At 66.8% G+C, this 24,787-nt stretch carries 19 protein-coding genes; 12 read left to right on the forward strand and 7 right to left on the reverse strand.

Annotated features, from left to right (window positions below; translation table 11 throughout):
* Positions 1–108 precede the first annotated feature (108 nt).
* The 4 genes from NO978_RS15445 (at position 109) to NO978_RS15460 (ending at position 4,070) form a co-directional block, all read left to right on the forward strand.
* Entirely contained in the window at positions 109–783 is a 675-nt protein-coding gene (locus NO978_RS15445; RefSeq protein ID WP_257300488.1) for an SCO family protein, read from the forward strand.
* A 394-nt stretch (positions 784–1,177) separates the two neighbouring features.
* Entirely contained in the window at positions 1,178–2,221 is a 1,044-nt protein-coding gene (locus NO978_RS15450; protein WP_257300489.1) for a metal ABC transporter substrate-binding protein, read from the forward strand.
* The gene (locus NO978_RS15455) at positions 2,218–3,006 is read left to right on the forward strand and encodes a metal ABC transporter ATP-binding protein (protein ID WP_257300490.1); all 789 of its coding nucleotides are present in this window, start codon (positions 2,218–2,220) and stop codon (positions 3,004–3,006) included. The genes NO978_RS15450 and NO978_RS15455 overlap by 4 nt, the downstream gene beginning before the upstream one ends.
* Positions 3,003–4,070: a metal ABC transporter permease gene (locus tag NO978_RS15460; protein WP_369684152.1), complete on the forward strand. Its 1,068-nt coding sequence runs from the start codon at positions 3,003–3,005 to the stop codon at positions 4,068–4,070. The genes NO978_RS15455 and NO978_RS15460 overlap by 4 nt, the downstream gene beginning before the upstream one ends.
* Positions 4,071–4,173: 103 nt before the next feature.
* Here NO978_RS15460 and NO978_RS15465 read toward each other — a convergent pair whose 3' ends face one another.
* Positions 4,174–5,334, reverse strand: a complete 1,161-nt coding sequence (locus tag NO978_RS15465) for an FAD-dependent monooxygenase (protein ID WP_257300491.1) — start codon at positions 5,332–5,334, stop codon at positions 4,174–4,176.
* A gap of 117 nt (positions 5,335–5,451) precedes the next feature.
* Between NO978_RS15465 and NO978_RS15470 the strand changes: the two genes are divergently transcribed.
* Complete coding sequence (locus NO978_RS15470) at positions 5,452–10,494, forward strand: PAS domain S-box protein (protein ID WP_257300492.1); 5,043 nt, start codon at positions 5,452–5,454, stop codon at positions 10,492–10,494.
* A 265-nt stretch (positions 10,495–10,759) separates the two neighbouring features.
* Positions 10,760–11,218: a winged helix-turn-helix domain-containing protein gene (locus NO978_RS15475; protein ID WP_257300493.1), complete on the forward strand. Its 459-nt coding sequence runs from the start codon at positions 10,760–10,762 to the stop codon at positions 11,216–11,218.
* Between the two features lie 48 nt (positions 11,219–11,266).
* Here NO978_RS15475 and NO978_RS15480 read toward each other — a convergent pair whose 3' ends face one another.
* Positions 11,267–11,749, reverse strand: coding sequence for a dihydrofolate reductase (locus NO978_RS15480; RefSeq protein WP_257300494.1), 483 nt, complete (start codon positions 11,747–11,749; stop codon positions 11,267–11,269).
* Between the two features lie 119 nt (positions 11,750–11,868).
* On the opposite strand from NO978_RS15480, the gene NO978_RS15485 reads away from it, so the two are divergent.
* From NO978_RS15485 to NO978_RS15500, 4 genes are all read left to right on the forward strand, one after another.
* Positions 11,869–12,282, forward strand: coding sequence for a hypothetical protein (locus NO978_RS15485; RefSeq protein WP_257300495.1), 414 nt, complete (start codon positions 11,869–11,871; stop codon positions 12,280–12,282).
* 140 nt (positions 12,283–12,422) lie between these two features.
* Entirely contained in the window at positions 12,423–13,340 is a 918-nt protein-coding gene (locus NO978_RS15490; RefSeq protein ID WP_257300496.1) for an ABC transporter ATP-binding protein, read from the forward strand.
* Positions 13,337–14,152: an ABC transporter permease gene (locus NO978_RS15495; protein WP_257300497.1), complete on the forward strand. Its 816-nt coding sequence runs from the start codon at positions 13,337–13,339 to the stop codon at positions 14,150–14,152. The genes NO978_RS15490 and NO978_RS15495 overlap by 4 nt, the downstream gene beginning before the upstream one ends.
* On the forward strand, positions 14,149–14,973 hold the full coding sequence (locus NO978_RS15500) for an ABC transporter permease (RefSeq protein ID WP_257300498.1): 825 nt from the start codon (positions 14,149–14,151) through the stop codon (positions 14,971–14,973). Before NO978_RS15495 ends, NO978_RS15500 begins: the two co-directional genes overlap by 4 nt.
* A 93-nt stretch (positions 14,974–15,066) precedes the next feature.
* Here NO978_RS15500 and NO978_RS15505 read toward each other — a convergent pair whose 3' ends face one another.
* The gene (locus NO978_RS15505; protein ID WP_257300499.1) at positions 15,067–16,713 is read right to left on the reverse strand and encodes an MBL fold metallo-hydrolase; all 1,647 of its coding nucleotides are present in this window, start codon (positions 16,711–16,713) and stop codon (positions 15,067–15,069) included.
* A gap of 206 nt (positions 16,714–16,919) precedes the next feature.
* Positions 16,920–18,776: a glycoside hydrolase family 99-like domain-containing protein gene (locus NO978_RS15510; protein ID WP_257300500.1), complete on the reverse strand. Its 1,857-nt coding sequence runs from the start codon at positions 18,774–18,776 to the stop codon at positions 16,920–16,922.
* Between the two features lie 230 nt (positions 18,777–19,006).
* Between NO978_RS15510 and NO978_RS15515 the strand changes: the two genes are divergently transcribed.
* Positions 19,007–19,924, forward strand: a complete 918-nt coding sequence (locus tag NO978_RS15515; RefSeq protein WP_257300501.1) for a hypothetical protein — start codon at positions 19,007–19,009, stop codon at positions 19,922–19,924.
* Between the two features lie 6 nt (positions 19,925–19,930).
* Here the strand turns inward: NO978_RS15515 and NO978_RS15520 are convergent, their stop codons facing one another.
* The 3 genes from NO978_RS15520 to NO978_RS15530 form a co-directional block, all read right to left on the reverse strand.
* Positions 19,931–20,956, reverse strand: a complete 1,026-nt coding sequence (locus NO978_RS15520) for a flippase-like domain-containing protein (RefSeq protein ID WP_257300502.1) — start codon at positions 20,954–20,956, stop codon at positions 19,931–19,933.
* A gap of 192 nt (positions 20,957–21,148) precedes the next feature.
* Positions 21,149–21,742 carry an HAD family hydrolase gene (locus NO978_RS15525; RefSeq protein ID WP_257300503.1) on the reverse strand — a complete coding sequence of 198 codons (594 nt, stop codon included), beginning with the start codon at positions 21,740–21,742 and terminating at the stop codon, positions 21,149–21,151.
* 134 nt (positions 21,743–21,876) lie between these two features.
* Positions 21,877–23,355, reverse strand: a complete 1,479-nt coding sequence (locus NO978_RS15530) for an AMP phosphorylase (RefSeq protein ID WP_257300504.1) — start codon at positions 23,353–23,355, stop codon at positions 21,877–21,879.
* 330 nt (positions 23,356–23,685) lie between these two features.
* Here NO978_RS15530 and NO978_RS15535 point away from each other — a divergent pair, with 330 nt between their 5' ends.
* The gene (locus NO978_RS15535; protein ID WP_257300505.1) at positions 23,686–24,714 is read left to right on the forward strand and encodes an LLM class flavin-dependent oxidoreductase; all 1,029 of its coding nucleotides are present in this window, start codon (positions 23,686–23,688) and stop codon (positions 24,712–24,714) included.
* Positions 24,715–24,787 lie beyond the last annotated feature (73 nt).

Genomic DNA, 24,787 nt, shown 5'->3' on the forward strand with positions numbered 1-24,787 from the left:
CGGGAACACAGGTAGTCGACCGGGGCGCTCCCGGGGGCTGCCTGTCTCTCGAGCTGATTCGACCGAAGAACCAGATTACACTTGTAGCAACACCGGCAACCAGACGCTATGGAACGGCGGACCCTCATCGCGAGCGTCGGGACGGTCGCCGGGTGTAGCGCCCTGTCTGGCTGTCTCGGCGTTCTGGACGGCGACTCGAACCCGAACGTGGTTCTCGGCGACCCCGGCCGCCCGTTCGACAGCAAGGACGCGGCGTACCCCGCGTGGGGGGAGCCGCTTCCGGAGGTCACGCTCCCTGCCCCGCTGGAATCCCGCGAGCTGGAGCTCGGGTCAATCAGCAGACCCCGCCTGATGACGTTCTTCTACAGCAACTGCCGGACGGTCTGTCCGGTGCTCATCTCGTCACTGCGAAACATCCAGACGCACGCAACAGACAACGGGTACGCGGACGAGGTGGCGTTCCTGCCGGTCACTTTCGACCCGGAACGAGACACTGCCGACCGGTTGCGGACCTACGCCGACGAGCGGAACCTCGACACGGACGCGGAGAACTGGCACTTCCTGCGGCCCGAATCGACGGAGCGCGCGAAGGCAGTCGTCGAGGAGGAGTTCGGCGTCGCCTTCCAGCGGACACACCCCGAAGACATGGACGAGTACATGTTCACGCACACGTCCCTGACACTGCTCGTGAACGCTGACGGCTACGTCGAGCGCGCCTATCGCGACCAGTCTCCGGACGTGAACGCCATCCTGGCGGACCTCGAACGAGTGCGACAGGCCTGAAAGTCGCCGAATCCCCCCACGCCCTGGGGCAACTGTCCTCCGTCGTCCACGCTCTCGGAGTCTGCACTGCGAGGGGCGTCCCGGAGCGTTCAGCCTCGACCGCCACCTCTCCGACCGCTCGCTAGCTCCGCGACTAACCGCGGATACGGGTAACGACACGCACCGGCAAGACCGTCCTCGTGGTGGAGACTGCAGCCGGATTGCTTTCTAATCCAAAATTTAGAGTAATAGAAAACGGTGCCGATTGAAACCTAATTGAATTCAGCCTCACTCGCGGGCAACGGGGCCGTATCGGCTGGAGTAAACCCACCACACCCCACATAGTTTAGATGAGTCTAATTCTTCTATTAGATAGAAACTACTATATATTTTCCAGCGCAATCGTCGAGTGAGTATGAACGATACGAACGGAATCTCCTCTCTCTCCCGCCGGCAGGCGCTTGCCGCCGGCTCCGGGGCCATGTTGAGCGGTATCGCCGGCTGTTTCGGTGGTGTGAACGCGGACGACAGTGCTGGACCGACCGCCGTGGCATCCTTCTTCAGCTTCTACGACTTCGCGCGGCAGATCGCTGACGGCACGAGCGTCACTGTCGAGAACCTCGTGCCGGTGGGGATGCACGGCCACGGCTGGCAACCGAACGCACAGGTGACGCGCGACATCATCGAGGCAGAGGCGTTCATCTACGTCGGCCCTGGCTTCCAGCCGTGGGCGGACCGGGCAATCCAGACGCTGGCGGATGACGACGTCGACACGCAGCTGATCAACGTCCGTGAAGGGGTCGAGCTGGTCGACCTCGCTGCGAGTCTCGACCGTGAGGAGGAGGGCGTCGGCGAGCAGCAGGGGAAGGACCCGCACTTCTGGCTCGACCCCCACCGCGCGAGGACCTCCGTCGAGAACATCACCGAAGGACTCGTCGAGCTCTCGCCGGACGAGGAGTCGACGCTCCGCGAGAACGCCGAGACGTACAAGTCCGAGCGATTGGACCGGATCGACGCTGACTACGAGGCGATCTTCGACGCCACCGAACGTGACGTCGTCCAGCTCGCTGCACACAACGCGTTCCAGTACATCGGTGTACGGTACGGCGTCGAGATGCGGCCGCTGGTGACGAACCTGGCGGCGAGTGGCGACGTGACGACACAGGACATGCGACAGGCCCAGGAGACCATCCGGGAGCACGACATCCGGTACATCGCGAACGGCGTGTTCGAATCACGACGGCCGGCCGTCCAGCTGCTGGAGGAGACCGACGTCGAGGCGTACTTCCCGGTGACGCCGTACGCCGGGGTCCGTGAGGAATGGGTCGAAGAGAACTGGGGGTACGAGGACATCGCCTACAAGATCAACATGCCGACCTTCGAGGTCGTCCTCGGGACGCAGCCTCCCGAGGAAGCTGGGCCCGAGGGCTGGGCGAGCGAGTGGAGAAACTTCCAATGAGTTCGGGGTCCGCAGCGACCGCCCGCGAAACGGCGGGTTCGCCTGAACAGGAGGCTGTCATCGAGCTCCGCGACGTGGCGTTCGGCTACACGGCGACGCCCGTCGTCGAGGATGTCTCGCTCTCGATTCAGAACGGCGAGTACGTTGCCGTCGTAGGCCCGAACGGCTCCGGCAAATCGACGCTCATGCAGCTGATGCTGGGACTGCTGGAACCGGGCACCGGGGCGGCCAGGCTCTTCGGCGAACCCGCCCACAGCTTCGACGACGGCGGGCGGCTCGGCTACGTCGCCCAGCACGCCAGCGCGTCCAAGGAGATGCCCATCACGGTCCGCGAAGTGGTGAAGATGGGCCGGTTCCCGCACGTGGGGTTCGGTCGGCTCTCCAGCCGTGATTGGGCGATCGTGGATGACGCGCTGGACACGGTCGGGATGTCACCCTTCGCCGCCCGCCGAATCACACAGCTATCGGGCGGACAGCGACAGCGGGCGTTCATCGCCCGTGCGCTCGCCAGCGAGGCGGAGCTCCTCGTCCTCGACGAGCCGACCGTCGGGGTCGACGTCGAGTCCGTCCAGGCGTTCTACGGACTGCTCGAGTCACTGAACGACCGGGGCATCACAGTCCTGCTCATCGAGCACGACCTCGGTGCGGTCACGGACAACGCCGACCGCGTCGTCTGTCTCAATCGCGAGGTGTACTTCGACGGCCCGACCGCGGAGTTCGTCGAGAGCGACGCGCTGGCTCATGCCTTCGGGACAGCTGCCAACTTCCTGGGTGATTCAGAATGACCGGTGTACTCGCGACGGTACTCCTCCAGTCGCAGTCGAACGAGACGCTCGACACCCTGCTCGGGCCGATGTACTGGCTCCTCGAACAGTGGGCCGGCTTGCTGAGCTGGGTCGCCCGTGAGGCGGGCATCGAGATGCTGGGCTACGGCTTCATGCAACGGGGCATCCTCGTCGGGCTCTGTATCGGCGTCATGGCCCCGCTCATCGGCACCTTTCTGGTGCACAGACAGCTAGCACTTATCGGCGACGCGCTCGCTCACACCGCATTCGCCGGTGTCGCAGTCGGGCTGTTCCTGAACGCGGTCATCGACCTCGGGGTGACGCCGTACCTGACGGCGGTCGTCGTGGCGATGATCGCGGCGCTGTTCATCGAACTCATCTCGGAGGTGACCGACGCCTACAACGACGTCTCGATGGCCATCGTGCTCTCGACGGGGTTCGCACTGGGGACGACGCTCATCACCATCAACGCCGGCGGCATGACAGTCAGCGTCGAACAGTACCTGTTCGGGAACCTCTCCACGGTGACCTCCCAGAGCGCCGCCATCCTCCTGGTGCTGTTCGGCATCATCGTCGGGATGGTCGCGCTGACGCGCAATCAGCTCCTCTACGTCACCTTCGACGAGACGGCAGCACGAGTGTCCGGCATCCCGGTGAACTGGTACAACCGCATCATGGTGATGCTGACCGCGCTCGTGGTCGTCGGCGCGATGCAGATCATGGGCGTCATCCTCGTCGCGGCCATGCTCGTCGTGCCCGTCGCCGGAGCGTCACAGGTCGCGCGGAGCTTCAACGAGTCGCTGCTCGTCTCCATCGCCCTCGCCGAACTGTCGGTCATCCTCGGCATCGCAGTTTCCTACCAGATCGGCGCGACTGCGGGCGGTGTGATCGTCCTCTGTGGGGTCGGTATCTACGCGGTCGCAGTCGCGGTCGGGAAGCTCAAGACGCGGTACGGCGACCAGGAGGTGCCGGAGATGGGGAGCATCGACGTGGGTGACGACGGCGCGGCCGGCGCGATGTGGACGGAGGAGGCGGACGGGTCGGACGTCGTGACCGACGACTGATTCGACGGGTCGACTGGTATAGAGTCCGTCGAGGCGGGTTCTACGACGTTTTTCACGGGTAGAAACGTGTCACTAAATAGACTGTTTTTTCGGCGGCCCGTGCTCAGTCGGGTCGGGACGACAGCTCGAACTGGCCGTCGAGACGGACCGCACGGGCCCGCCTCGCGAGTTCGAGCGCAGGGGGAGCCCCGGACGTCACGACCCAGTCGGGGACCGCCCGTCGGGCGGCGGAGCGGACCGAGCGATCTCGGGCGCGTCGGTCAGTCGCGAACGCCCCGAGTGCCGCCTCGACGCTCTCGGTGGTCGTGAGTGATTCGACCAGCACCCCGGCGTCCTCGAGTGACAGCGTCGGGTGGAGTCCCCGGACGCTCCAGAGCGGGCTCGCCGTCGTTCCCAGGAACGCGACGCGACCGACACGCCAGGTGGACGACGCGGTGGGGTCGGGAAGCCGCCGGTAGCTGCTCCCGGCCGGCAGTCCATCCTGGAGTACGTCCGACAACGGTCCGTCGAGGTCCCCGAGCAACGACGTTGCCCGCGCTTGCGGCGACCGGTCTGGGTCCGTGTGGGATGGCAGCCGGACCTGCACGGCGAGGTCGTCGTGGTGGGGAGTGACGGTCAGCCCGAACGACGGCGTCCAGCGCTCCACCGTGCTGCCGTCCAATTCGAGGGAGACTGGTGCGGTCGTGGTCCACTCGTGGAGGCCGGTCCGTACGTCGTGGACCGTCCCGTTCAGGCTTCCGAGGAACGAGTGAGGGCCGTCCGCCCCGACGACGAGGTCGAACGATGTCTCCTCCCCGTCCTCGAAGGTCACGTCGACCGCCGCCGACGTCTGTTGGATGTGTTCGACGGTACCGACCTGCCGTCGTTCGTTCTCCACCGCACAAACGAGGGAACGATAGAGCTGTTCGTAGTCGGCGACATGTGGCGTCCCATCGCGGGGACGGTACGAGACCTCGTTCTCCGGGCACGCGACGTGACGCCCGTGGGCGGGGCGGGTGAGGGCACGGACGTCGATGTCGACCAGCCAGCGGTCCAGGGTCGTCACTGTCCCGTCGGGGACGAGGGTCGGGCCGTCGGGGGCGGCCGTCACACGCCGTGGTGCGACCACGGTCGGCCGGTGCCCAGCTCGAACGAGCAGCCGGGACAGGACGAGTGCGGGCAGCGTGCCACCGACGACGAGTACGTGGAGGGTCCCGGATTCGTCGGAGCTCGATACCAGCCGGGATATCGCTGGGGAGAGTGGTGGGGGAGTACGACATGACATCGCTACTGACCGTCGACCGGCGACAGAGTAATATCATCGTCCCGTGTTTCTGTGCGTGATACGACCCCTCCGGCCGCCTCCGGGACTGTTTTCCAAGTTCGGCCTGAACAGAGTGATATGTCAGGGGGCAACGGGACGCTTTCGGTTCTCGTCGTCGGGGGCGAAACGGAGGTCGTCAGGGCGCTGTCGACCTACGACGAAGCACGTGAGCGGACCGTCGACTCGACGCACGTATCGGACCTACAGGGGGGCCAACTCCACCGGCACGGTCTCGTGCTCGTGGACCAGGGCGCGGCGGATGGCATCGTCGACGCGACCGGGACGGTGGCCGCGACGGACGAGGGTCCGCTCGTCGCCGCCGTGGTCGATGACAACGAGCGCGCCTCGGACGTGCTGGCGGCCGGTGCGAGCGTTGTGGTTCCCCGCAGCCGGCTGCTCGACCGGCCCGTACCGGTCCTCGACAGCCTGGTACCGTCTGCCGGCGCTGAGTCCAGCGGGCACGGCGAACCGCGGGGGGACGGCCTGTCGCCACTGTCGGACGGGGCGTTCGAGGCGGTTCCCGACGCGGTCGCGGTCGTCGACCCGGAGTCGGGGGAGTTCCGACACGTCTCCGAGCGATACGCGACGCTCGTCGGCTACGACCGCGAGACACTCCTCGAACTCTCCGTCGAGGGGATCGCTACCGAGGATTGGGAAACGGCGACACCGCTGTCGGTCGCCGACGAAGTTGGCGACAGCAACGAGCCCGCGAGGTTCGAGTGGCCCGTGCAGACGGCCGACGGCGGGCGTCGCTGGCTGGAGTCTGCACTCCAGGAGACGACGGTCGAGGGGGAGCGGCTTCTCGTGTCGACTGCACGCGACGTGACGGCGCGGCGCGCCGAGCGACCCTCCGTCGAACAGTTCCTCACGGACTCGGAGACGGCGATGACGTTCCACGACCCCGAGACCGGAGCAGTACTCGATGCGAACCAGCGGGTCGCGGAACTGGTCGGGTACCCGGACAGTGAAGCCGTAATCGAAGCAGGACTCGGCGCTCTCTCCCCGGTGGGCGGCGACCGAACGCTGGGCGAACTCCGGACGGAGATTCAGCGGGTCGGTGAACGGATCAGGATGGCGGTTGTCGACTGGGCGACGACCGACGCCGGCGGCGACCAGGTACGGCTCAAGGCGTTCGCCACCCCCGGCGTGCGGGACGGGGACCGCTTCGTCATCTGCCAGTGGCGGGACGTGACGGAGCGGTGGGAGCTGGAACGCACTTACCGTCACGTCTTCGAGAGCGTCAGCGACGGCCTCGTGGTCCACGACCCCGACACTGGCGAGATCGTCGAGGTGAACGGCCAGTTCTGCGAGATGACGGGGTACGAGCGCGAGGAGCTGCTTGGCGAGTCCGTCGACATGATAACCGCGAAGAACCAGGGGTACTCCTTCGAACGCGTCCGTAGTCTCATCGGCCGGGCCGCGGAGGAGGGACCACAGCTGTTCGAGTGGTGGAACGAGAGCGCCGATGGGGAGACCTTCCCGGTGGAGGTTCACCTGTCACTGGCCGAGATCCACGGAACCGAGCGGGTCCTCGCAAGCGTCAGGGACATCACGCAGCGGAAGCGTCGGGAGCGCGAGTTCGAACAGATATTCAACAACGTGAACGACGCTATCGCCGTCCACGACCCCGAGACCGCCGAGTTCATCGACGTCAACGACACGTACGTGGAACAGTTCGGGTACGACGTCGAGACGATTCGGGAGCTCGGTATCGAGGGGCTCAGCAAGACGGACGGCTCGTTCACCGCAGAGCGTGGGCGCGAGGTCATCCGACGCGTCCACGAGACGGGCGAGCCGGAGACCGTCGAGCTGTGGGTCGAACGCGCGGACGGCGAGGAACGCGTGTACGAGGTGAACGCGACCGCGGCGACTATCGACGGCGAGGAGCGTGTCCTGACCATCAACCGCGACATCACCGAACGAAGACGTCGTGAGCGGGAGTACGAGCAGGTGTTCGACGGGGTCAACGACGCGATATCGGTCCACGATCCGTGGCGCGAGGAGATGCTGGACGCGAACCGGACGCTCTGTGAGCTCGTCGGGTACGACCGGGAGACGGTGCTCGACCGCGGAATCGACGGTATCTCGGTCGACGACCAGGGATTCACCGAGGCGCGAGCGTACGAGCTGCAGCGGGAGGTCGCGGAGTCGGGTGAGCCACAGACGGCCGAGTGGCGGGTCGAGACGGCCGATGGGGAGCGGCGGGTGCTGGAGACGAACGTCACGCCCGCGACCATCGGCGGCGAGCAACGAATCCTCGTGCTCTCGCGTGACGTGACCGAACGGCGACGGCGCAGTCGGCAGCTCGAACTCATCGTCGGGCGTATCGACGAGGCCGTGGCGCTCTCGGAGGAGGCCACCACGGTCGGGGAACCGGAGTACCTCAGTCCGGTCGTCGAGGATATCTTCGGCCTGCCCCACGAGGAACTGGCGGAGGATACGACCGTCATCCGGTCGCGAATCCACGAGGACGACCTGGAGCAGTACGAGGCCGAGGGCGCGGCGATGCTGGCGGACGCCGAAGCCGGGGAGACGAAGGACAGATACGACTTCGAGTTCAGATACCACCATCCGAACGGCGACCTCCGGTGGATTCACCTGACGGCATACCCGATGCCCGACGTCGACGGGTACGGCCGGGTCGCGGTGTTCGAGGACATCACCGAGCAAAAGCGCCGCGAGCAGGAGTACGAGCAGATATTCGACGCCGTGATCGACGGCATCACGGTCCACGACACCGAAACCGGCGAAATCGTCGATGCGAACGAAGCGATGTCGGACCTCGTCGGGTACGACGCCGAGGAGATGGTGGGGATGGATATCGGGGACCTCAGCCCGACCGAGTCCGGCTATACGACCGAGCGTGGGCTGGAGATCATCGACCGGGTGATGGAGCGCGGTGAGCCGGAGGTCGTGGACTGGGTCGCGGAGACGGCGGACGGCGAGCACCGCTGGCTCGAGGTCAAGGCCACGCCGGTCGTGATCGGCGGGGAGGAGCGCTACCTCGCCATCGACCGCGACATCAGCGAGCGCAGGGAGCGGGAGGAGGAACTCAAACGGACCCAGCGCCAGTTCAGACAGATATCGGAGGCCGTCGACGAGGTCATCCACCTCGCGGCCGCGGACCTGTCCGAGACGTACTACCTGAGTCCAGCCTACGAGGACATCTGGGGCCGTCCACTGGAGGACATGTACGAGGACCCGTTCGCGTTCGAGGATACCATCCACCCCGATGACAGCGAGGAGTTCCTCACGTTCCTCGACGACGTGACGGCGGAACTGACCGACCCGGCCGTCGACGAGCGCGACCAGTACAGCTACGAGTACCGTGTCGAGCGTGACGACGGGGACGTCCGGTGGATCGACGGCCGGCTCTACCCGATCCGGGACGACGAGGGGCGTGTCACCCGGCTCGTCTCGGTCAGCCGCGACGTGACGGAGTCGAGACGGCGACGGGAGACGCTCGAGTCTTTCCAGGAGGCGACGGCCGAACTCTCGGCGGCCGACTCGACGAGCGCCGCCTGCCGGACCGCGGTGCAGGCCGCGACCTCGGTCTTCGACCTCCGCGCGGTGGCCGTCTACACCCACGACGAAATCAGCGGTGCGCTGGTGCCGACGGCCACGTCGGAGGGGCTCGGGAGCCCGGACGAACTCCCCGAGTGGAACGCGGCGGACACGGTCCAGTGGGAGGCGTTCGTCGACGAACGGGTGGTCGAGCTCGACGCGGGCGAGAACCGGCCCGTCGCCGTCGGCCCCGACGTACCGCTGGTCGTGATGCCGCTGTCGGGCCACGGGGTGCTCGTCGTCTGGGCGGACGACGAGGCCCCGGTCGAGACCGCACACCTCATCGCAGCCACGCTGGAAGGGGCGCTGAACCACGTCGTCGGCGAACGCAGGCTCGAGTCACAGCGAGCGGAGCTGGAGGCACAGACCGCACGGGCCGAACAGCTGGAGCGCATCGCGCGACTGAACCGCCGTGTCGAGGCGGCAATCACGGACGAGTCGTCGAGGGTCGGAGTCGAACGCGCGCTCTGTGAGCACCTCGTCGAGATCGAGCCGTTCGTCCACGCCTGGGTCGCCGAACGCCAACCCAGCGGCGAGAGCCTGGAGCTACGAACGACCACCGGGCTCTCACGTGAGACGGTCGGGAGATGGCTGCAGGAGCGCGGCGACGACCAGCCCGAGCACCCGGCCATCACCGCCTCGCGGACTGACGAGGTGTGCGTGGATTCGGATCTGGTCGGGGGTGCTGGCTGGCGGCGCGACCTGCTTCGCCGTGGCGTCCAGAGCATCTGTGCGGTGCCGCTTTCCTACGAGGGTATCGTCCACGGAGTACTCGTCATCCACGCCGCGACGCCGAACGCCTTCGAGGAGCCGGCGCGCGAGACGCTCGACCAGCTGGGGAACTCCATCGGCTACGCCGTCACGGCCATCGAGCGGCGGCGGGCGCTCGAGTCCGACGAGACCCTCGAAATCGAGCTCCGGGAGACAGGTGCGTCGGTCCCGTTCGCACACCTCGCGTCGACGACCGGCTGTCAGGTGCGACACGACCGGACCGTGAGGCGGCAGGACGGCTCGCTCAGAATCGTCTACACCGTCGTCGGAGACGTTCCGGACGAACTCGGCTCGGTCGCCGACGACATCCTCCCTGGCGAGACGACGGTGCTCTCGGAGGGTGACGACAGGGTCGTGCTCGAACGGACCGGGACCACGTGGTTCGGCTCCATCGTCTCCGAGTTCGGGGGGGTGTTGCGACGGGCGCACGCCACACCGGACCGGACGAGCATCGTCGTCGAGCTGCCGACCGACACCGAGACCCGGCGGTTCGTTCACCGGCTCCAGGAACGCATCCCCGAACTGGAACTCCACGCGCAGCGCCAGCAGGCCGCCGACAGCTCGATCCCGGGCGAGCTGACGGAGCGCCTGGACCAGCGCCTGTCGCCACGCCAGAAGGAGGCACTGCAGACCGCGTTCCGCCTGGGGTACTTCGACTGGCCGCGGGAGCACAGCGGCGAGGACATCGCCGAGACGATGGACATCACCCAGCCGACGCTGAACAAACACCTCCGTGTCGCAGAGCGGAAACTGGTGGCGTCGGTACTCGAGGAGATGGACCGGTGAGAGACCGGCGAGGACGGCCGACCTACGCGTCACTCAGTCCGTGAGAACGCGTGACGAATCTATCTGTATAGCCCTGTGATCACTTCCCAGACATTCCACGTAGCGACCAGCCTTCAGTGGGTGTAGCCACTACGTTTCGTTGCGATGAGCCAGCCGAACAGGAACCCCACGGCAACGGACCCCGTCTACGTGCTGTCATCCCACCCCTCTGACTCGCGGACAGTCGTCTCGTGGGGCACGCACCACTCGACCGAGGTGACCACCGATGGCAGGTGAGCAGCTCCGTCGACGCCGCGTCGGCGAATCCGACCGGACCGAGCGGCGCGACAGTCCTCACGTCGGCGGTGAGGCAGCGGCCGTCGCTACCGAACGCGAGTTCACCGTCCACGGCGACGATGCGTCGGCCGTTCTCGAACTGCTCGACGACGACTACGCCCGCCAGATCCTCGAAGTCCTCGACGATGGCCCCCTCCCTGCACGGCCGCTCGTCGAACGTTGCGATGCGTCCAAACCGACGGTGTATCGCAGACTGAACCGGCTCGAGGAGCAGGACTTCGTCGCCGTCGGCACGGAACTCGACCGCGGTGGTCACCACCGCAAGGTGTTCGACTCCACCCTCGTCAGCGCCACCGTCGAGTTCGACGGTGGTTGCCCTGCGGTCCGCGTGACTGTCGACTGCGCGGACGACGGCCCGACACGGCGGCTGTCCGGGCCCTCCGACTGAAGAGCCCCGCTGCTTCGGCCCTCCACCCACAGCAACACCGAACCCGACTCACTCCTCGGTCTCGACAGGGGTCCACTCCTCTAACGTGTAGCCGTCGTAGGCCGTCTCCGAGACGAGTCGCCAGTCCTCACGGGAAAAGGCCGGGAACTCGGCATCACCCTCGTACTCGCCCGCCACGCGACTGAGAAGCATCCGGTCGTACTCCGGCAGGAACGCCTCGTAGATGGCGCTCCCACCGAGGACGTACAGCACCGGTGCTCCCTGCTCGCTGGCGACGGATATCGCCTGACGGACGCTCCCGGCGTGGGTGACCGACGGGTCGGCGTACTCACGGTCACTCCGGCTCAGGACGACCTGCTGGGCACCGGGCGGGTCGTCGAACATCTCGAACGTACGACGCCCGATGACGACGACGTCGTCGTCGACGCGCTCCCGATAGCGGCGGACCTCCGCCGGCAGACTCCAGGGGAGCGTCGGTCCGTCCCCGATGACACCGTTCTCGCTGACAGCTGCGACCGCGATGACGTCCATATCGTTAGGTCCGCCTCCATGAAGTAAGCCCCATCGCTCGCGGACGACCCGGAAGGACGGTTCTCACGGCGGGGGAGTCAGCTATCGGATATAAGCGCTCTGCCGACGTTTCAGTACCTATGAGCTCCACACTCCGGAACTACGGTACTGGCATCGGCATCCCGCTCGGCGCGGCTATCGGCGTGACTACCGCCGTGGTGACCGGGCGGTCCGACGAGCTCGCACTCCTCGTGGGCTACGGCGTCTCGGGTGGGCTCCTCGCCGGAGCGTTCGTCGGCCAGTTCGCCGACAGCTACAGCGGTGCGAGCGACTGGGCCGGGAGGGTCTTCGGTGTCGCAGTGCTCGTCAGCCTGCTCGTCGGCACTGCGCTCGGCCTGCTGGTCGCCTGGTCATTAGACGCCGCGTTCGCGAACGGTGCAGCGGTCGGCGCGATAGCAGGGGTCTCGCTCGGTGTCCTGCTCGGCGGTATCCTCCTGACCTCGGCCCGGAGCGGCGAGAAATCTGGTCGGGGACGCCCCGACGGCGCCGAGTAGTGGAGCGGGCCCTCCTCGCAGCGCCCTCGAAGGTTGCTGTGGACGGTGCGACGGGCAGCTGCCACGAGATCACAGCACAAACTTTCAGGGTCTGAAACGGAGGGACGGCGACTATAAGTCTGCCGTCAGTTGGTCGGTGTATGAATGCCATCGATGCGACGAAAGTATCGAAACAATACAGCTCGACGACGGCGCTGGACCGCGTCGATCTCACGGTCGAGGAGGGTGAGACGTTCGGATTTCTGGGCCCGAACGGGGCCGGAAAATCGACGTTCATCAACATCCTGCTTGACTTCGCGAAGCCGAGCGACGGGCAGGTCGAGATCTTCGGGGCGGACTGCCAGCGCAACGGCGTCGAGGCCCGCGAGCGCGTCGGCGTGCTCCCCGAGGGATACTCGGTCATCGAACGCCTGACAGGCCGGCAGCATATCGAGTACGCGATCCGGTCGAAGGACGCCCACGGCACGAACCCACTCGACATCCTCGACCGGGTAGGTATCCGTGACGCCGCGGACCGCAAGGCGAGCGGCTACTCGAAGGGGATGGCACAACGGCTCGTCCTCGGGATGGCACTGGTCGGCGAACCGGACCTCCTGTTGCTCGACGAGCCGAGCACCGGTCTGGACCCCAACGGCGCGGCGGAGATGCGCCAGATACTACGCGAGGAGAACGAGCGCGGAGCGACCATCTTCTTCTCCTCGCACATCCTCGAGCAGGTCGAGGCCGTCTGTGACCGCGTCGGCATCCTCCAGAACGGTGAACTCGTCGCCGTCGACACCATCGAGGGGCTGCGGGAGTCTATGGGTGGCGGCACGAAGCTGGTGCTCACGCTGGACGAGCTCCACGACAGCATGCTCACCGAGATAGAAGGGATAGACGGGGTCGAGACGGTGGCGTCGCTTGGCGACTCCACCATCGAGGTGACGTGTACGAACGACGCGAAGATGGACATCGTCGTGGCCCTCCACGAGGCCGGCATCGAGGTGATGAACTTCAAGACCGAGGAGGCGTCGCTCGAGGACATGTTCATCGAGTACACCGGGTCCAGAGGCCGATGAACTGGCAACTCATCGCGCGGAAGGACTTCATCGACACCGCGAACCAGCGGTCGACGAGGGTCCTCCTCTCGCTGGTCGCCATGGCAACGCTGCTGGCCGGGTACATCTACCCCCTCACGGTCTCCGAAGAAGCAGCCACCACGACCGCGACATTCAGCACGTACGCGGTGGGCTGGCTCACGACGCTCGTGCCCCTGGTCGGGGTACTGCTCGGGTATGCCTCCGTGGTCAGCGAACGCGAGTCCGGCTCCCTCCTGCTGAAGCTATCGCTCCCAATCAGCCGTGAGGACGTCCTGGTCGGCAAGTACGTCTCACGGACTGGGCTGCTGACTGCCACCATCGTCGGGTCGCTGGCCATCGCGGGCTGGCTCGTCGTCTACCCGTTCGGGACGCTCGACCTGCTCCCGTTCGTCGGCTTCGTCGTGTTGACAGCCCTCTTCGGTGCTATCTGGACCGGCATCGGAATGGCCGTTTCGCTCCTCGTCTCCACGAAGCGCCGTGCACTCGTCCTCGGTGTGACGGTGTTCTTCCTCCTCGTCATCGTCTGGGACACGGTCGTGAACGCCCTCGCTCTCGCGCTCGAAGGACTCGGGATCACGGACGGGGAACTACCCGACCCGCTCCAGTTCGTGGTCGGACTGGAGCCAGGGAGACTCTTCCGTCGCATCACGGAGGGGTTCGTCGACCCGAACGCGACGGTCGACGGCGCGTGGTACCTCAGTGAGTGGATCGCACTCGTGCTGTTCGTTGTGTGGCTCGTCGGCCCACTCGGACTCGCCTATCTCCGATTCTCGGGGGTGGACCTCTCATGACGTGGCGTGACATCGCCCACAAGGACATCAACGACGCGGGCCGCTCCAAGAGCATCTGGCTCCTCGTCGGAATCCTGCTGGCGCTCTCGCTGGGATACGCCTACGCGCACCAGTATCTCGGGGAAGAGACGTTCGTCGGATTCGTCAATGGACTGGCCGGAGTCATCGCGCTGGTACTCCCGCTGCTCGCGGTCATGCTCGGCTACAAGGCCATCGTCCACGAGCGGACCAGCGGGAGCCTCCTGCTCTCACTGTCGCTCCCGCACAACCGTCGCGACCTGGCGCTTGGCACGTTCGTCGGTCGGTCGGTCGTGCTGCTCGTCCCCACTCTCGTCGCCCTCGTGCTCGCCGGTGGACTCGGTGCGATACTGTACGGAACCGAGGGTATCGCGCGGTACCCCTGGTTCCTGTTCGCAACCGTGCTGTTCGGCCTCTCCTTCGTCGGCATCGCGGTCGGCCTCTCGATGTCGACCACCAGAGACCGCTGGATTACGTTCGGGGCACTCGGGGGATACCTGCTCCTCGTCAACTTCTGGGGGCTCCTCCACACGATGACGCTGGTCATCCTGCACCGGTTCGACACCGCGGTGCTGCTGCCACAGAACCTGCCCGAGTGGTCGTACCTCTACCGGCTCCTCGAACCGGGGCAGGCGTACTATCGGCTCCTCGAACTGGGGTTCGACGGCCAGCGCGCCAGCCTGTACGTCCGCGAGAGCGCACCGTTCTACGTCGACTGGTGGATGGCGGTGCTGCTGTTGGTGCTCTGGACCGTCGTCCCGATGCTTCTCGGGTATCGACGGTTCAGTAGCGGCGACCTGTAGGGCCCGTGACGCCCTCGACCGGGCCCTGCTACCGGTTGAATCGGTGACCACGGGCTGTGAGTTCCGAGCGACAGTTTCGGTCACTCGTGGAAGTCAGTGGCGGTCAGTCTCCAGTCTGACCGTCAGGATCTCGCCGTGGTCGAACGCCACGTCGTCGCCCTCGTCGAGGAGTCGCAGGAACACGTCGCCATCACCCGCGTCGACGACCCGGGCCCGGACCCGCCGTCCCGCACCCTCCCTGTCGTCGGCAAGTTGGCGTTCGATACGGTCCAGTTGCGACCCGATGTCCGACAGGCTGGCGGGCGATAGCGGCTCCGACTCGGATTCGATCGCCTCCGGGCGAGCGCCGCCGACATCCCCCGACTCCTGCGCCTCGTCCTGCGTCGATGCTTCCGGGTCACGGTGCGGGGTTCGCGTCCTGAGGTCCGAGACGTCGACCCCTTCGTCGGCCGGTGTCACGCCCTGCGGGGCGACCGCCTCCATCTGTTCGTCCGGTACCGAGAGCCCCCTCAGGTTGCCGCTCGCGTACTGGCGGCTCCGTAGCTCACGGGCGATGTGCTCGTTGACCCACGGCGGTGCGACCCAGGTCCCGTCGTCGTACAGCGTGTACTCGTCGCGGTCGGTCGTCGCCCAGACGAAGCTGTCGTAGCGGTCCTTGTACCGCGAGAGGCCCTCACCCGTCTGGTGGGTGACGACGACCTGCTTCGGGCCCATCGTCTCGACCAGTTCGTCGACCGTCTCCTCCGCCGGGTGGTTGCTGTACCGGAACTGCTCGACGGTGCAGCGGGCGGACTCCAGAGGTGTGACGCTACCGCTGGTGAGCTGGACGAGCGTCGCACCGGGGTCGTCCTCGACGACCCGAAAGAGGCGGGCCGCGCTGCCCTCCACCGGCACCTCGGGCCCGGCGACGGTGACGGTCCCCGGCGCGACGAGCGCCGCCGGGTCGTCGAACGTCTGGACTGTCGTCACCGTCTCGTGGTCGAGCCCGAGGGCCTCGTACAGCTTCGCTCCGTGGCCGACCAGGGAGACGGCCGGCGCGTCGACGGCCCCGTCGAGCCCGGAGAGGAGCGCAGCGATGTGGACGCCAGAGAGCCCGCTTGCGGTGACCAGCACGGACGACCCCGCTCTGCACCGGGCGACGATTCGCTCGACGGCATCCGTCAACGTGGCCTCGAACTCGTCGTTCGTGGCCCCAGTAAGGAGGACCGCATCGGGAGCGAGGGCCGGCGATAGACCGGGGAATCCCGCGACGGACCGACGCGTCCAGTCGCCGGTGGCCAACAGCGTCCGTGTCTCCGCCGCGTCCTCGAACCGCAACAGGAACCCGGCCGCCCCGGGCGCGTGCCCTGCGGGGACCGGACGGAGGTCGAGCGCCCCCATCACGGTCGTCCAGTCGGAGACCAGCGTGAGCGCGTCGAGCACGGCGTCGACGTTCGAGATGCCGAAGTTAGTCCGTGCCTCGCCCAGCACGTCGTCGAGGATAGCCGCTGTCGGTTCCGACGCGTAGACCGGGGCACCGTCGCGGAGGTTCTCCCCGAGGCTCGCGTAGTGGTCGAGATGTGCGTGGGTGAGCACCACCGCTGTCAGATACTCGTCGTCGCTGAGGAGTGCGTCCACGTCGACACCGTCTCCGGCGTCGATCAGGACACATGCGGTCTGGTCTGTCACGTCACCGCGGAGTCGAAGCAGGACCGACTCTGCCCCGCTGTGCGGGTTGGCGTGCTGGAAACTCAGTTCCATTCGAGTCGAAAACGGCTACGGGCCCCAGGAACAAAATTCTGTCCGGTAGCACGTTAAAATATCATCTATAGGTATAACCAATCATTGTACGCTCCTCACGTAGATGATGTGCCTCCGCGCGAGTTGGAACCCCGGCCGCCCTCCGCGATGCCCCGAACCACGCCAAGCCGCGGTGACTGGGTCGGAGAAAGAGAACGTGAACTCGTTCAGGGGTCGCCGGAGGGCGTGAGCGAGAGTTCGTAGTCGCTCGTCCCCGGACTGTCGAGGACGACGTGGTCCGTTCGCTGGTCGTCGACGTACACGTCGGCCTCGATATCCACAAACGGGACGCTGCTGCCCGTCAGCACAGCCGTGTCGACGTCTTCGAGCGCCGTCGCTGCGAACAGCGTCGTTTTGGCGCTCGCTCCGCCGAACCAGCGCCACGTAGAGCCCTCGTCGAACTCCGAGCCGAACGCGCCTTCCAGGAACGTCGGCTCGGGGGTTCCCCCGATGTCGTACGAGACAGTGGTCTCGCCACCTGCCTCGAAGGAGAGCCCCTCGGCCATGAAGGCGAGCGCACGGTCGTCCTCGCTGCCGGCGTCGTGCGCTGACGGCACCGCGGTGCGGTCGAAGTCGAGTGAGAACGTCGTTCCCTCCGGGGAGAAGCCCGCCGAGGCACCCGTGGCGAGTCGGTCCCGCGTGAGTTCCAGATACGCGGTTCCGAACTCCGCGCTGGGTTCCATCTGGGTGTTCTCGTACCACTCGTTGAACGAGGTGACGAGGGTCGCCCTGGCGTCTTCGAGATGCGGGTTGACCTGGTCCAGCACGCGTTCGTACCGTTCGGGCGTCGAGGTGAGGATGGGGTTGTCCTCGCGGATAGAGGCCGGCAAGCCGGTGTCGTTGAATCCGGGCATGACGACGGGCACGTAGTCGGTGTCGACAACCTGCGCACCGAGTTCGAGCACCCGGTTCCCCTGTTCGTACTGTTCGTGGAACACGGACTCGATGTCGGGGCGTGAACTGTACGGGTTGTAGGCGGTGAAGGCGTCCGCTTCCTCGGAAACGGGATACGTTGCGGGTGCGGAGCCGAACGGGACGTCGGCGAGCAGGTACGGTCGGACACCGATCTCGGCCTCGATTTCGTCCATAGCCGCTGCGACGTCGCCCTGGAGATTCTCTGCGAGGTAGACGAACACGACCGGCCTGTCGTCGAAGTGGAGGTAGTTGTCCTCCGAGAAGAAGTGGTCCGCGAGGTACCGGAAGTCGTCGAGGAGGATTCCGCGACCGATGGAGCTGTCGAGGTCGTAGTCCTGCCCTCCCAGCCGTCCCTTCGTCTCGTAGAGGATGGAGAACTCGACATCCGAAAAGCGGGCACGCGGCAGCAGCACCCGCTGGATGATGTCGTCCGTGCCGGTGTTCGGCCCCCACCAGCTCAGCGAGAGCCAGCGGATGCCGTGTTCCAGGCACCACTTGAGGTGCTGGTCGACCACGGCGAGGTCACTCGCGGCGTACTCCCCCAGGACCGGCTCCGAGACGATCCGGTCCGTCCAGTTCGAGTGGCCCCGCGTCTCGTACCAGGGGTAGTAGTGCGTGCCGACGAGCCGGTCGGTCTCTACCGGGTCCACGTGGATGGGAACGTGTCCGGAGGAGAGTGTGGTCGCGACCTCGGAGCCCGTCTCGTCGATAGCCGTAACCGTGACCTCGTACCCTCGCCCGCCATCGACCGCGAACGTCGTGTCGACTGCGTACGAAGCGGAGCCGCCCACGTCCAGTTCGGACCGGTGTTCCCCCACCCCAACGAGGATACGCTGGAGTCCGGTGCTGGCCTCGACGGAGCCGGACACCGTCAACTGGGTCGCGTCCTCACCGAGCGTACTGTCGGTAGCGAGGTCGAACGTCACCTCGGTTCCCGAGCTGGTGGTCGTTTCCGTTCGCGTCGTCCCGCTCTCCGCTGAGTCCGTCGGTCCCGCGGTAGTCGCTGTCGGCTCCGGCTCCGTACCGCCGCTCCCTTGACAGCCGGCGAGGCCAGTGAGACCGAGCAGCCCGAGGGAACGGAGCAGTTCCCGACGGCGTCCATCGAACATGGCTGGAAGGTGTGTTTCATCTATCATAAATCGGCTGGCTGCCGAGTGGTGTATAGACGGTTGGTAGCGTTCGCCGACCGACCGCCCGGCAGTCGACGAACTCCGTCCGCCGTGGCCTCGACTCTCGGAACTGCAGGACGCCCACAGGTCGCTCGACCGTCGGACAACATGGGACAGCACTGTCGGTTCGTATCGAAGTAGCTTTCCGCTCGATAGACCACGAGTGCGGTATGAACGATGCAGTCTCGCTCGTCGACGAGACCGTGAAGAACCTCCGCGGGGCGGGGTTCGGGGCCGTCCGGGAGTTCGTCTCGCGGTCCTACCTGCGGTACGCTCGCACCCTCGACGCCGACGACATGTTCGCCGAGGAGTGGGACATGCTGGTCGTCCTCGACGCCTGCCGGGCGGACCTCTGGGCCGAGACGGCGGGCGACTTCGGCTATCCGACGGACGAGACCCGTGTCTCTCCCGGTGGTACCTCGACGGAGTGGCTCGACGCGACGTTCGGCCCTCGCAGTCCGGACGAACTCGCAGACGTGGGCTACGTGACCGCGAACCCGTACAGCACGTCGCACGTGGACCACGACGCGTTCGCGTTCGTCGAGGAAGTCTGGCGCGACGGCTGGGACGACGACGTCGGGACGACACCACCGCGGCGAGTCACCGCCGCCGCGGTCCAGGCTGCACGGACCCACGACGCGGACCGTCTGGTCGTCCACTACATGCAGCCACATTTCCCGTCCCTGGCGGACGACCGGGACGACGGCATCGCGCTCGACGACTTCGGCGAGGAGTCACTCTCAGTCTGGGAGGACCTCCGGTTCGGCAACCGAACCGTCGAGGATGTCTGGGACGCGTACCGCAGGAACCTCGAAATCGTCCTCGAGGACGTCGACCTGCTCCGCTCGAACGTCGATGCCGAACGGACCGTCATCACGGCCGACCACGGCAATGCAGTCGGTGAAAAGGGGCTCTACGGCCACGCCGCCGGTATCGCCCTGCCCGAACTCAGGACGGTCCCCTGGGCGGTCACGACGGCGACCGACGAGGGCGAGTACGACCCCGTAGCGGCGGGCGACCTGGTCGAGTCAGACGAGTCGGTCGACGCCGACGTTGCGAGTCGGCTCGAACAGCTCGGCTATCGCTGAGGACGATCAGACCGCCTTCGTCCGGACCTTCAGGATGCCGATTGCGGCCGCGCCGACGGAGGTCGTAAAGAAGAATCCGCCGACACGGGAGATCGCGACCGCGGCGGTGATGGTCGGTGCGAGGACGGTCGTCGTGGCGACGAGCAGTGTTATCTGGAGGGTCTCGACACCGCCGAGCCCGCCGGGCGTCGGGAGCGCACCGGCGAACGCCCCGAGCGTGACGACGAACAGCGGGATGTACGGCGGGATGACGATTCCGAGCGCCCAGAACGCGAACCAGAGCCCGGCCGCCTGGAGCGCCCAGCCGGCCGCCGACAGCACGAGGGCGATGACGAGTCGACGGCGGTCGGTCGCGATGCGCTCGATGCTGACGAAGAACTCCTCGACGGTCCGTTCGACCGCATCACGTCCGGGCATCGAGAATCTGGGAATCACGCGGTCGAGGAACCGGAGCGGCGGCACGACGACTCCGACGAGCCGACGCTCCAGTGCGTCCCGGTTCCGCCACGCGAGTGCACCGAGAACGGGGAGCGCTACCGTGAGTACGACCAGCCCGACCGCCAGGTACTGGATACGCTGGATGAGGACCGCCTGAACCGCGTAGTAGCCCAGCCCGATGAGGGCGAACAGCAGCGACGGGACGACGTTGATGGTGTCGAAACTGGTCATCGCCGCCAGTGCGCGCTCGAACTCGGCGTCGCTCGTCTCGGTGACGAGCCACGCCGCGATGGGTTCACCACCGGCCTGTCCGAACGGGGAGATGTGGTTCGCGAACGCAGCGCCGGCGTGGACGAGCACCGCGTCGACGACCGAGACCTCGACCCCCACCGCAGCGAGGATGACCCGCAGGGACGCCCCCCAGACACAGATCCAGGCGGCGATGGCCAGTGGCACCATCACGACCCGAACCGGGTTCGCGCGGCTGATAGCGTCGAGAATCTCGCCGGTGCCGACGAGGTACGCCAGTCCGAGCAGCACGGCGGCCGCGATGGCGAACCCGACCAGCGTCGCGGCGGCGTTGCGAACGTTCACACCGTACCTTGGCCGCATGGTCGGCTTCAAGCCTCCGGAACTAGGCCGGGCATCAGCTGTGCAGTCCGGGACCGAGTGCGTGGGGACTACTGTGCTGACACTGAATCGTTGCGTCGGGGTGCCACCGGGTGATTCACGACACAGACCGGGAGACGGTTCTACCCGACCAACTCGTGGGCGAGGCCGTCCTGGTCATCCCCAGCCGAACGCCGTCGGCAGGTCCTGGAACCGCTGGCCGTCGTATCGCAGCGCGGCCCAGCCTTGCTGTTCCGCACCCTCGACGTCGGCGTCGGCGTCGCCGACCATGCCATACGCCGCAGCAGGCAGCGCGGACTCGGCACGCTCGAACGCGGCTGCATCGGGTTTGTGAGCCCCGGCCTCGTACGACGTGACGACCGTGTCGAAGTGACGTTCGAGGTCGTTCGCCCGGAGCTTCTCGCGCTGCCAGTCTGGCATCCCGTTGGTGAGGACGCCGAGACGGTACTCCGTCCCGAGAGCCGCGATGTCCTCGTGTGCGCCCTCCGGGACGGTGCTGTACTCCGCTTCGAGTTCGAGGAGGCGTGTCGCGAGCGCCTCCGGCTCGTCGCTGACGGTCGCGAACGCCCGCCGAACCGGGTCCGGTTCACACGCCCGGAACGCCTCGAAGAACCGCTCGTCGTACGCCGTCAGCCACTCGTCGCGGCACTCGCCTTCGACAGTGCGGAACGCCTCGGCGAGAATGTCGCCGTACCCGCGGGAGAGGTGGAGCAGCGTGCCGTCGAGGTCGAAGTAGATCGCGTTCGTCACGGTTCGTGGATGCGAGGACCGCTGTAAAAAGCAGTTCGGGGGCGTGCCAACGATTCAGGCCACTCCCCGCCAGAGACCTTCCGACTGGCGAACGGAAGGCCGAACTGGGGACGACCGAAACCGTCTCTCGGCCGTCAGCGTCGCTCGATGAGGGCCTCGTCGGGGTCGCCGATACGGACCGCGTCGACCCCGGCGTTGTACTCGACTGCCTCGGTCAGTTTGGCAGCGTTCTCCGCGTAGATGGTGAACAGTTCGTCGTCGGCCTCGACCTCGTCACCCTCGCGACAGTGGAGTCGGATGCCTGCCCCGGCATTGCGCGGCGCGCCGGCGCGGCGTGCCACCTCGCTGATGTTCCGGTTCTGGATGCTCAGCACGATACCGTCCCGGCCGGCCGTGACGACGTGACGACGCTCCCCGGGCGTCAGGTCGTCCCGCCTCACGTCCGGGTCACCGCCCTGGGCGGCGACGATCTCGCGGAACTTCTCGAGGGCAGCACCGGAGTCGAGTAGCTCCGACGCGTCGGCATCCACGTCACACAGGTCGAACAGGATGTCCGCCAACCTGACGCTCTTCAGTCGGAGTTCGAGGGGCCCACCGCCGTCGAGGACCGCGAGGACGTCCCTGGCCTCCAGAATCGGTCCGATGCCCTCGCCGATTGGCTGGCCGCCACGGGTGATGGTGCACGCGATGTCGATGTCGAGGTGTTCCGCGACGAGTCGGAAGTCCTCGGCGAGGTCGCGGGCCGCGACGAGACTCGTCACCTTCGCGTGCTCGCCGTAGGGAATGTCGATGAGCACCCGGTTCGAGCCGGCGCTCTTCTTCTTGGAGAGGACGGAGGCGATAACCTGTCCCGGTGGGTCGACCGACAGCGGGTTCTCGGCCCTGATTATCTTGTCGTCCACGGGCGAGAGCTCCACACCGCCACCCCACACCAGACAGCCGCCGGTCTCCTCGACGATTTCGCGCACCTCGTCGGTCGTGAACTCCACGTCACAGAACACCGCCATGGTGTCGGCGGTCCCAGCGGGCGACGTGATCGCCCGTGAGGAGGTCTTCGGGATTGTGACGCCGGCAGCGGCGACGATACCCACGATGATGGGCGTCACGCGGTTGCCAGCGACGCCCCCGATGGAGTGCTTGTCGGCGACGACCGGCTCTGACCAGTCGATACGCTCCCCGGCGTCGGTCATCGCCTGGGTCAGGTGGCGCGTCTCCTCGTGTGAGAGCCCGTTCGCGTAGAGTCCCGCGACGTACGCCCCGAGCTCGACGTCCGTGAGTCGGTTCCGGTCGATGTCACGCACGAGCTGTTGGAGGTCCGACTGTTCCAGCTCGTGGTCCTCGAGCTTGGTCCGGATGTGCGCGACCGACTGCGGTTTCGGGGCGAGTGAAACGTCGACAGCGCCGGTGACGTGCCCGAGCTGGCTGGTCACGGCCAGCACTCCTTCGTCGACGAGTTCGGTCGTCGTCTCCACCACGCCGGTGTACGTGCGCTCCGCTTGCTCGATGCGGACTCTGTCGAGTGGGTGGGCGCCGAGTTCCTCGGCGTCCGCCGCGTGGAGGATGACCGTCGGCGTCGGCGTCGCAATGTCGATCTCGCGGGCGGTGAGCTCCATGGGGAACCCAGAGTCGACGCGATAATGAAATCAGGGGGACACTCCGCCGTCCGGGCGGTGCCACTCGCCCTGTCCCCGAGCCTACTGTCGACGAGGGGTTCCCTGCGAGTTTGCTGTCCGGGAACACCGCCATCATCGGCGCGAACGTCGACGGCGAACGGGTGGTCTCCATCGCTGAGACAGTCAGACCGAGACAGTCGTCCGCCAGAAGCACTTCGAGCCCGGCATCGACCACGACGATTGACCGGGGTATCTACACGGCTGGCAGCTGAGACGAACGGCGGCTACTGCTTGCCAAACCGTTTTCCGGCGGAGTCCCCGAAGGCGGACATGGATCTCTCGATCGTCGACCTCTCACCGGTACCGGATGGTGGCACTGCCAGGGACGCCTACGCGAACACCGTCGAGGCTGCAACGCAGGCGGAACGGCTCGGGTACGAGCGGTTCTGGGTCGCCGAGCACCACGGCATGGCCGACCGCCTCGCCGGGACAACCCCCGAGGTGCTGCTCGGGCACCTCGCCGCCGAAACCGACGAGATTCGGCTCGGCTCCGGTGCGGTCCTTCTGAACCACTACAGCCCGTTCAAGGTCGCGGAGGTGTTCGGGGCGCTCGACGGACTCGCACCTGGGCGCATCGACGCCGGGCTGGGGCGGGCCAACGGCTCACCAGCGAGCGATCGGGCCCTCGGAACCGAACGCCACGTCGAGGACCCGGACGCCGACCACCGAGCGCGTGTCGAAGCCGTGCTGAACCATCTCTTCGACGAGTTCCCGGAGGGACACGAGTACGCCGGCCTGTCCGTTCCCGGGTCCGGCGAGGGGCCTGCCGAACCCTGGCTCCTCGGCTCCAGCCCGTCCAGTGCCGAGCTCGCTGCCGACCTCGGGGTCCCGTACTGCTTCGCCGGGTTCATCCGCCCGCAGTGGGCCGAACACTCCTTCGAAGCCTACCACGAGGCGTTCCAGCCGTCCCGTGGTGCCGGCGGCGTCGACGAGCCCGTCGGGATGGTCGCAGTCAACGCCGTCTGCGCCGAGACCGACGAGGAAGCCGCCCGCCTGCGAGCAGTTGCCGAGGCATCGCACCAGCGACTTCGCCGCGGCGAGCTCGGGACGACACCGTCCGTCGAGGAGGCAATCGACGAACTCGGCGGTGTCCCGGACCCCACCCCGGAGACCCTCGACGACGACGAGTGGCCGCGCGCCATCTCCGGTAGCCCGGAGACCATGTCGGGGCTCCTCGACCAGCTCGCCGACCGGGTTGGCGTGGACGAGGTCATGATACAGCACGTGGTCGCAGACCACGACGACGGCCTGCGGTCGCACGAACTCCTCGCGGACGCAGCCGGGCTGGAGCCACGCTGAGACAGCCGCCACCGGAAGTTCTTTGCTCGGCGCGTGCCACCGCCTGCCCGTGAACGAGGACGCTGACGACGAC

The sequence above is a fragment of the Haloarchaeobius sp. FL176 genome, assembly GCF_024609245.1.
GTDB lineage: Archaea > Halobacteriota > Halobacteria > Halobacteriales > Natrialbaceae > Haloarchaeobius.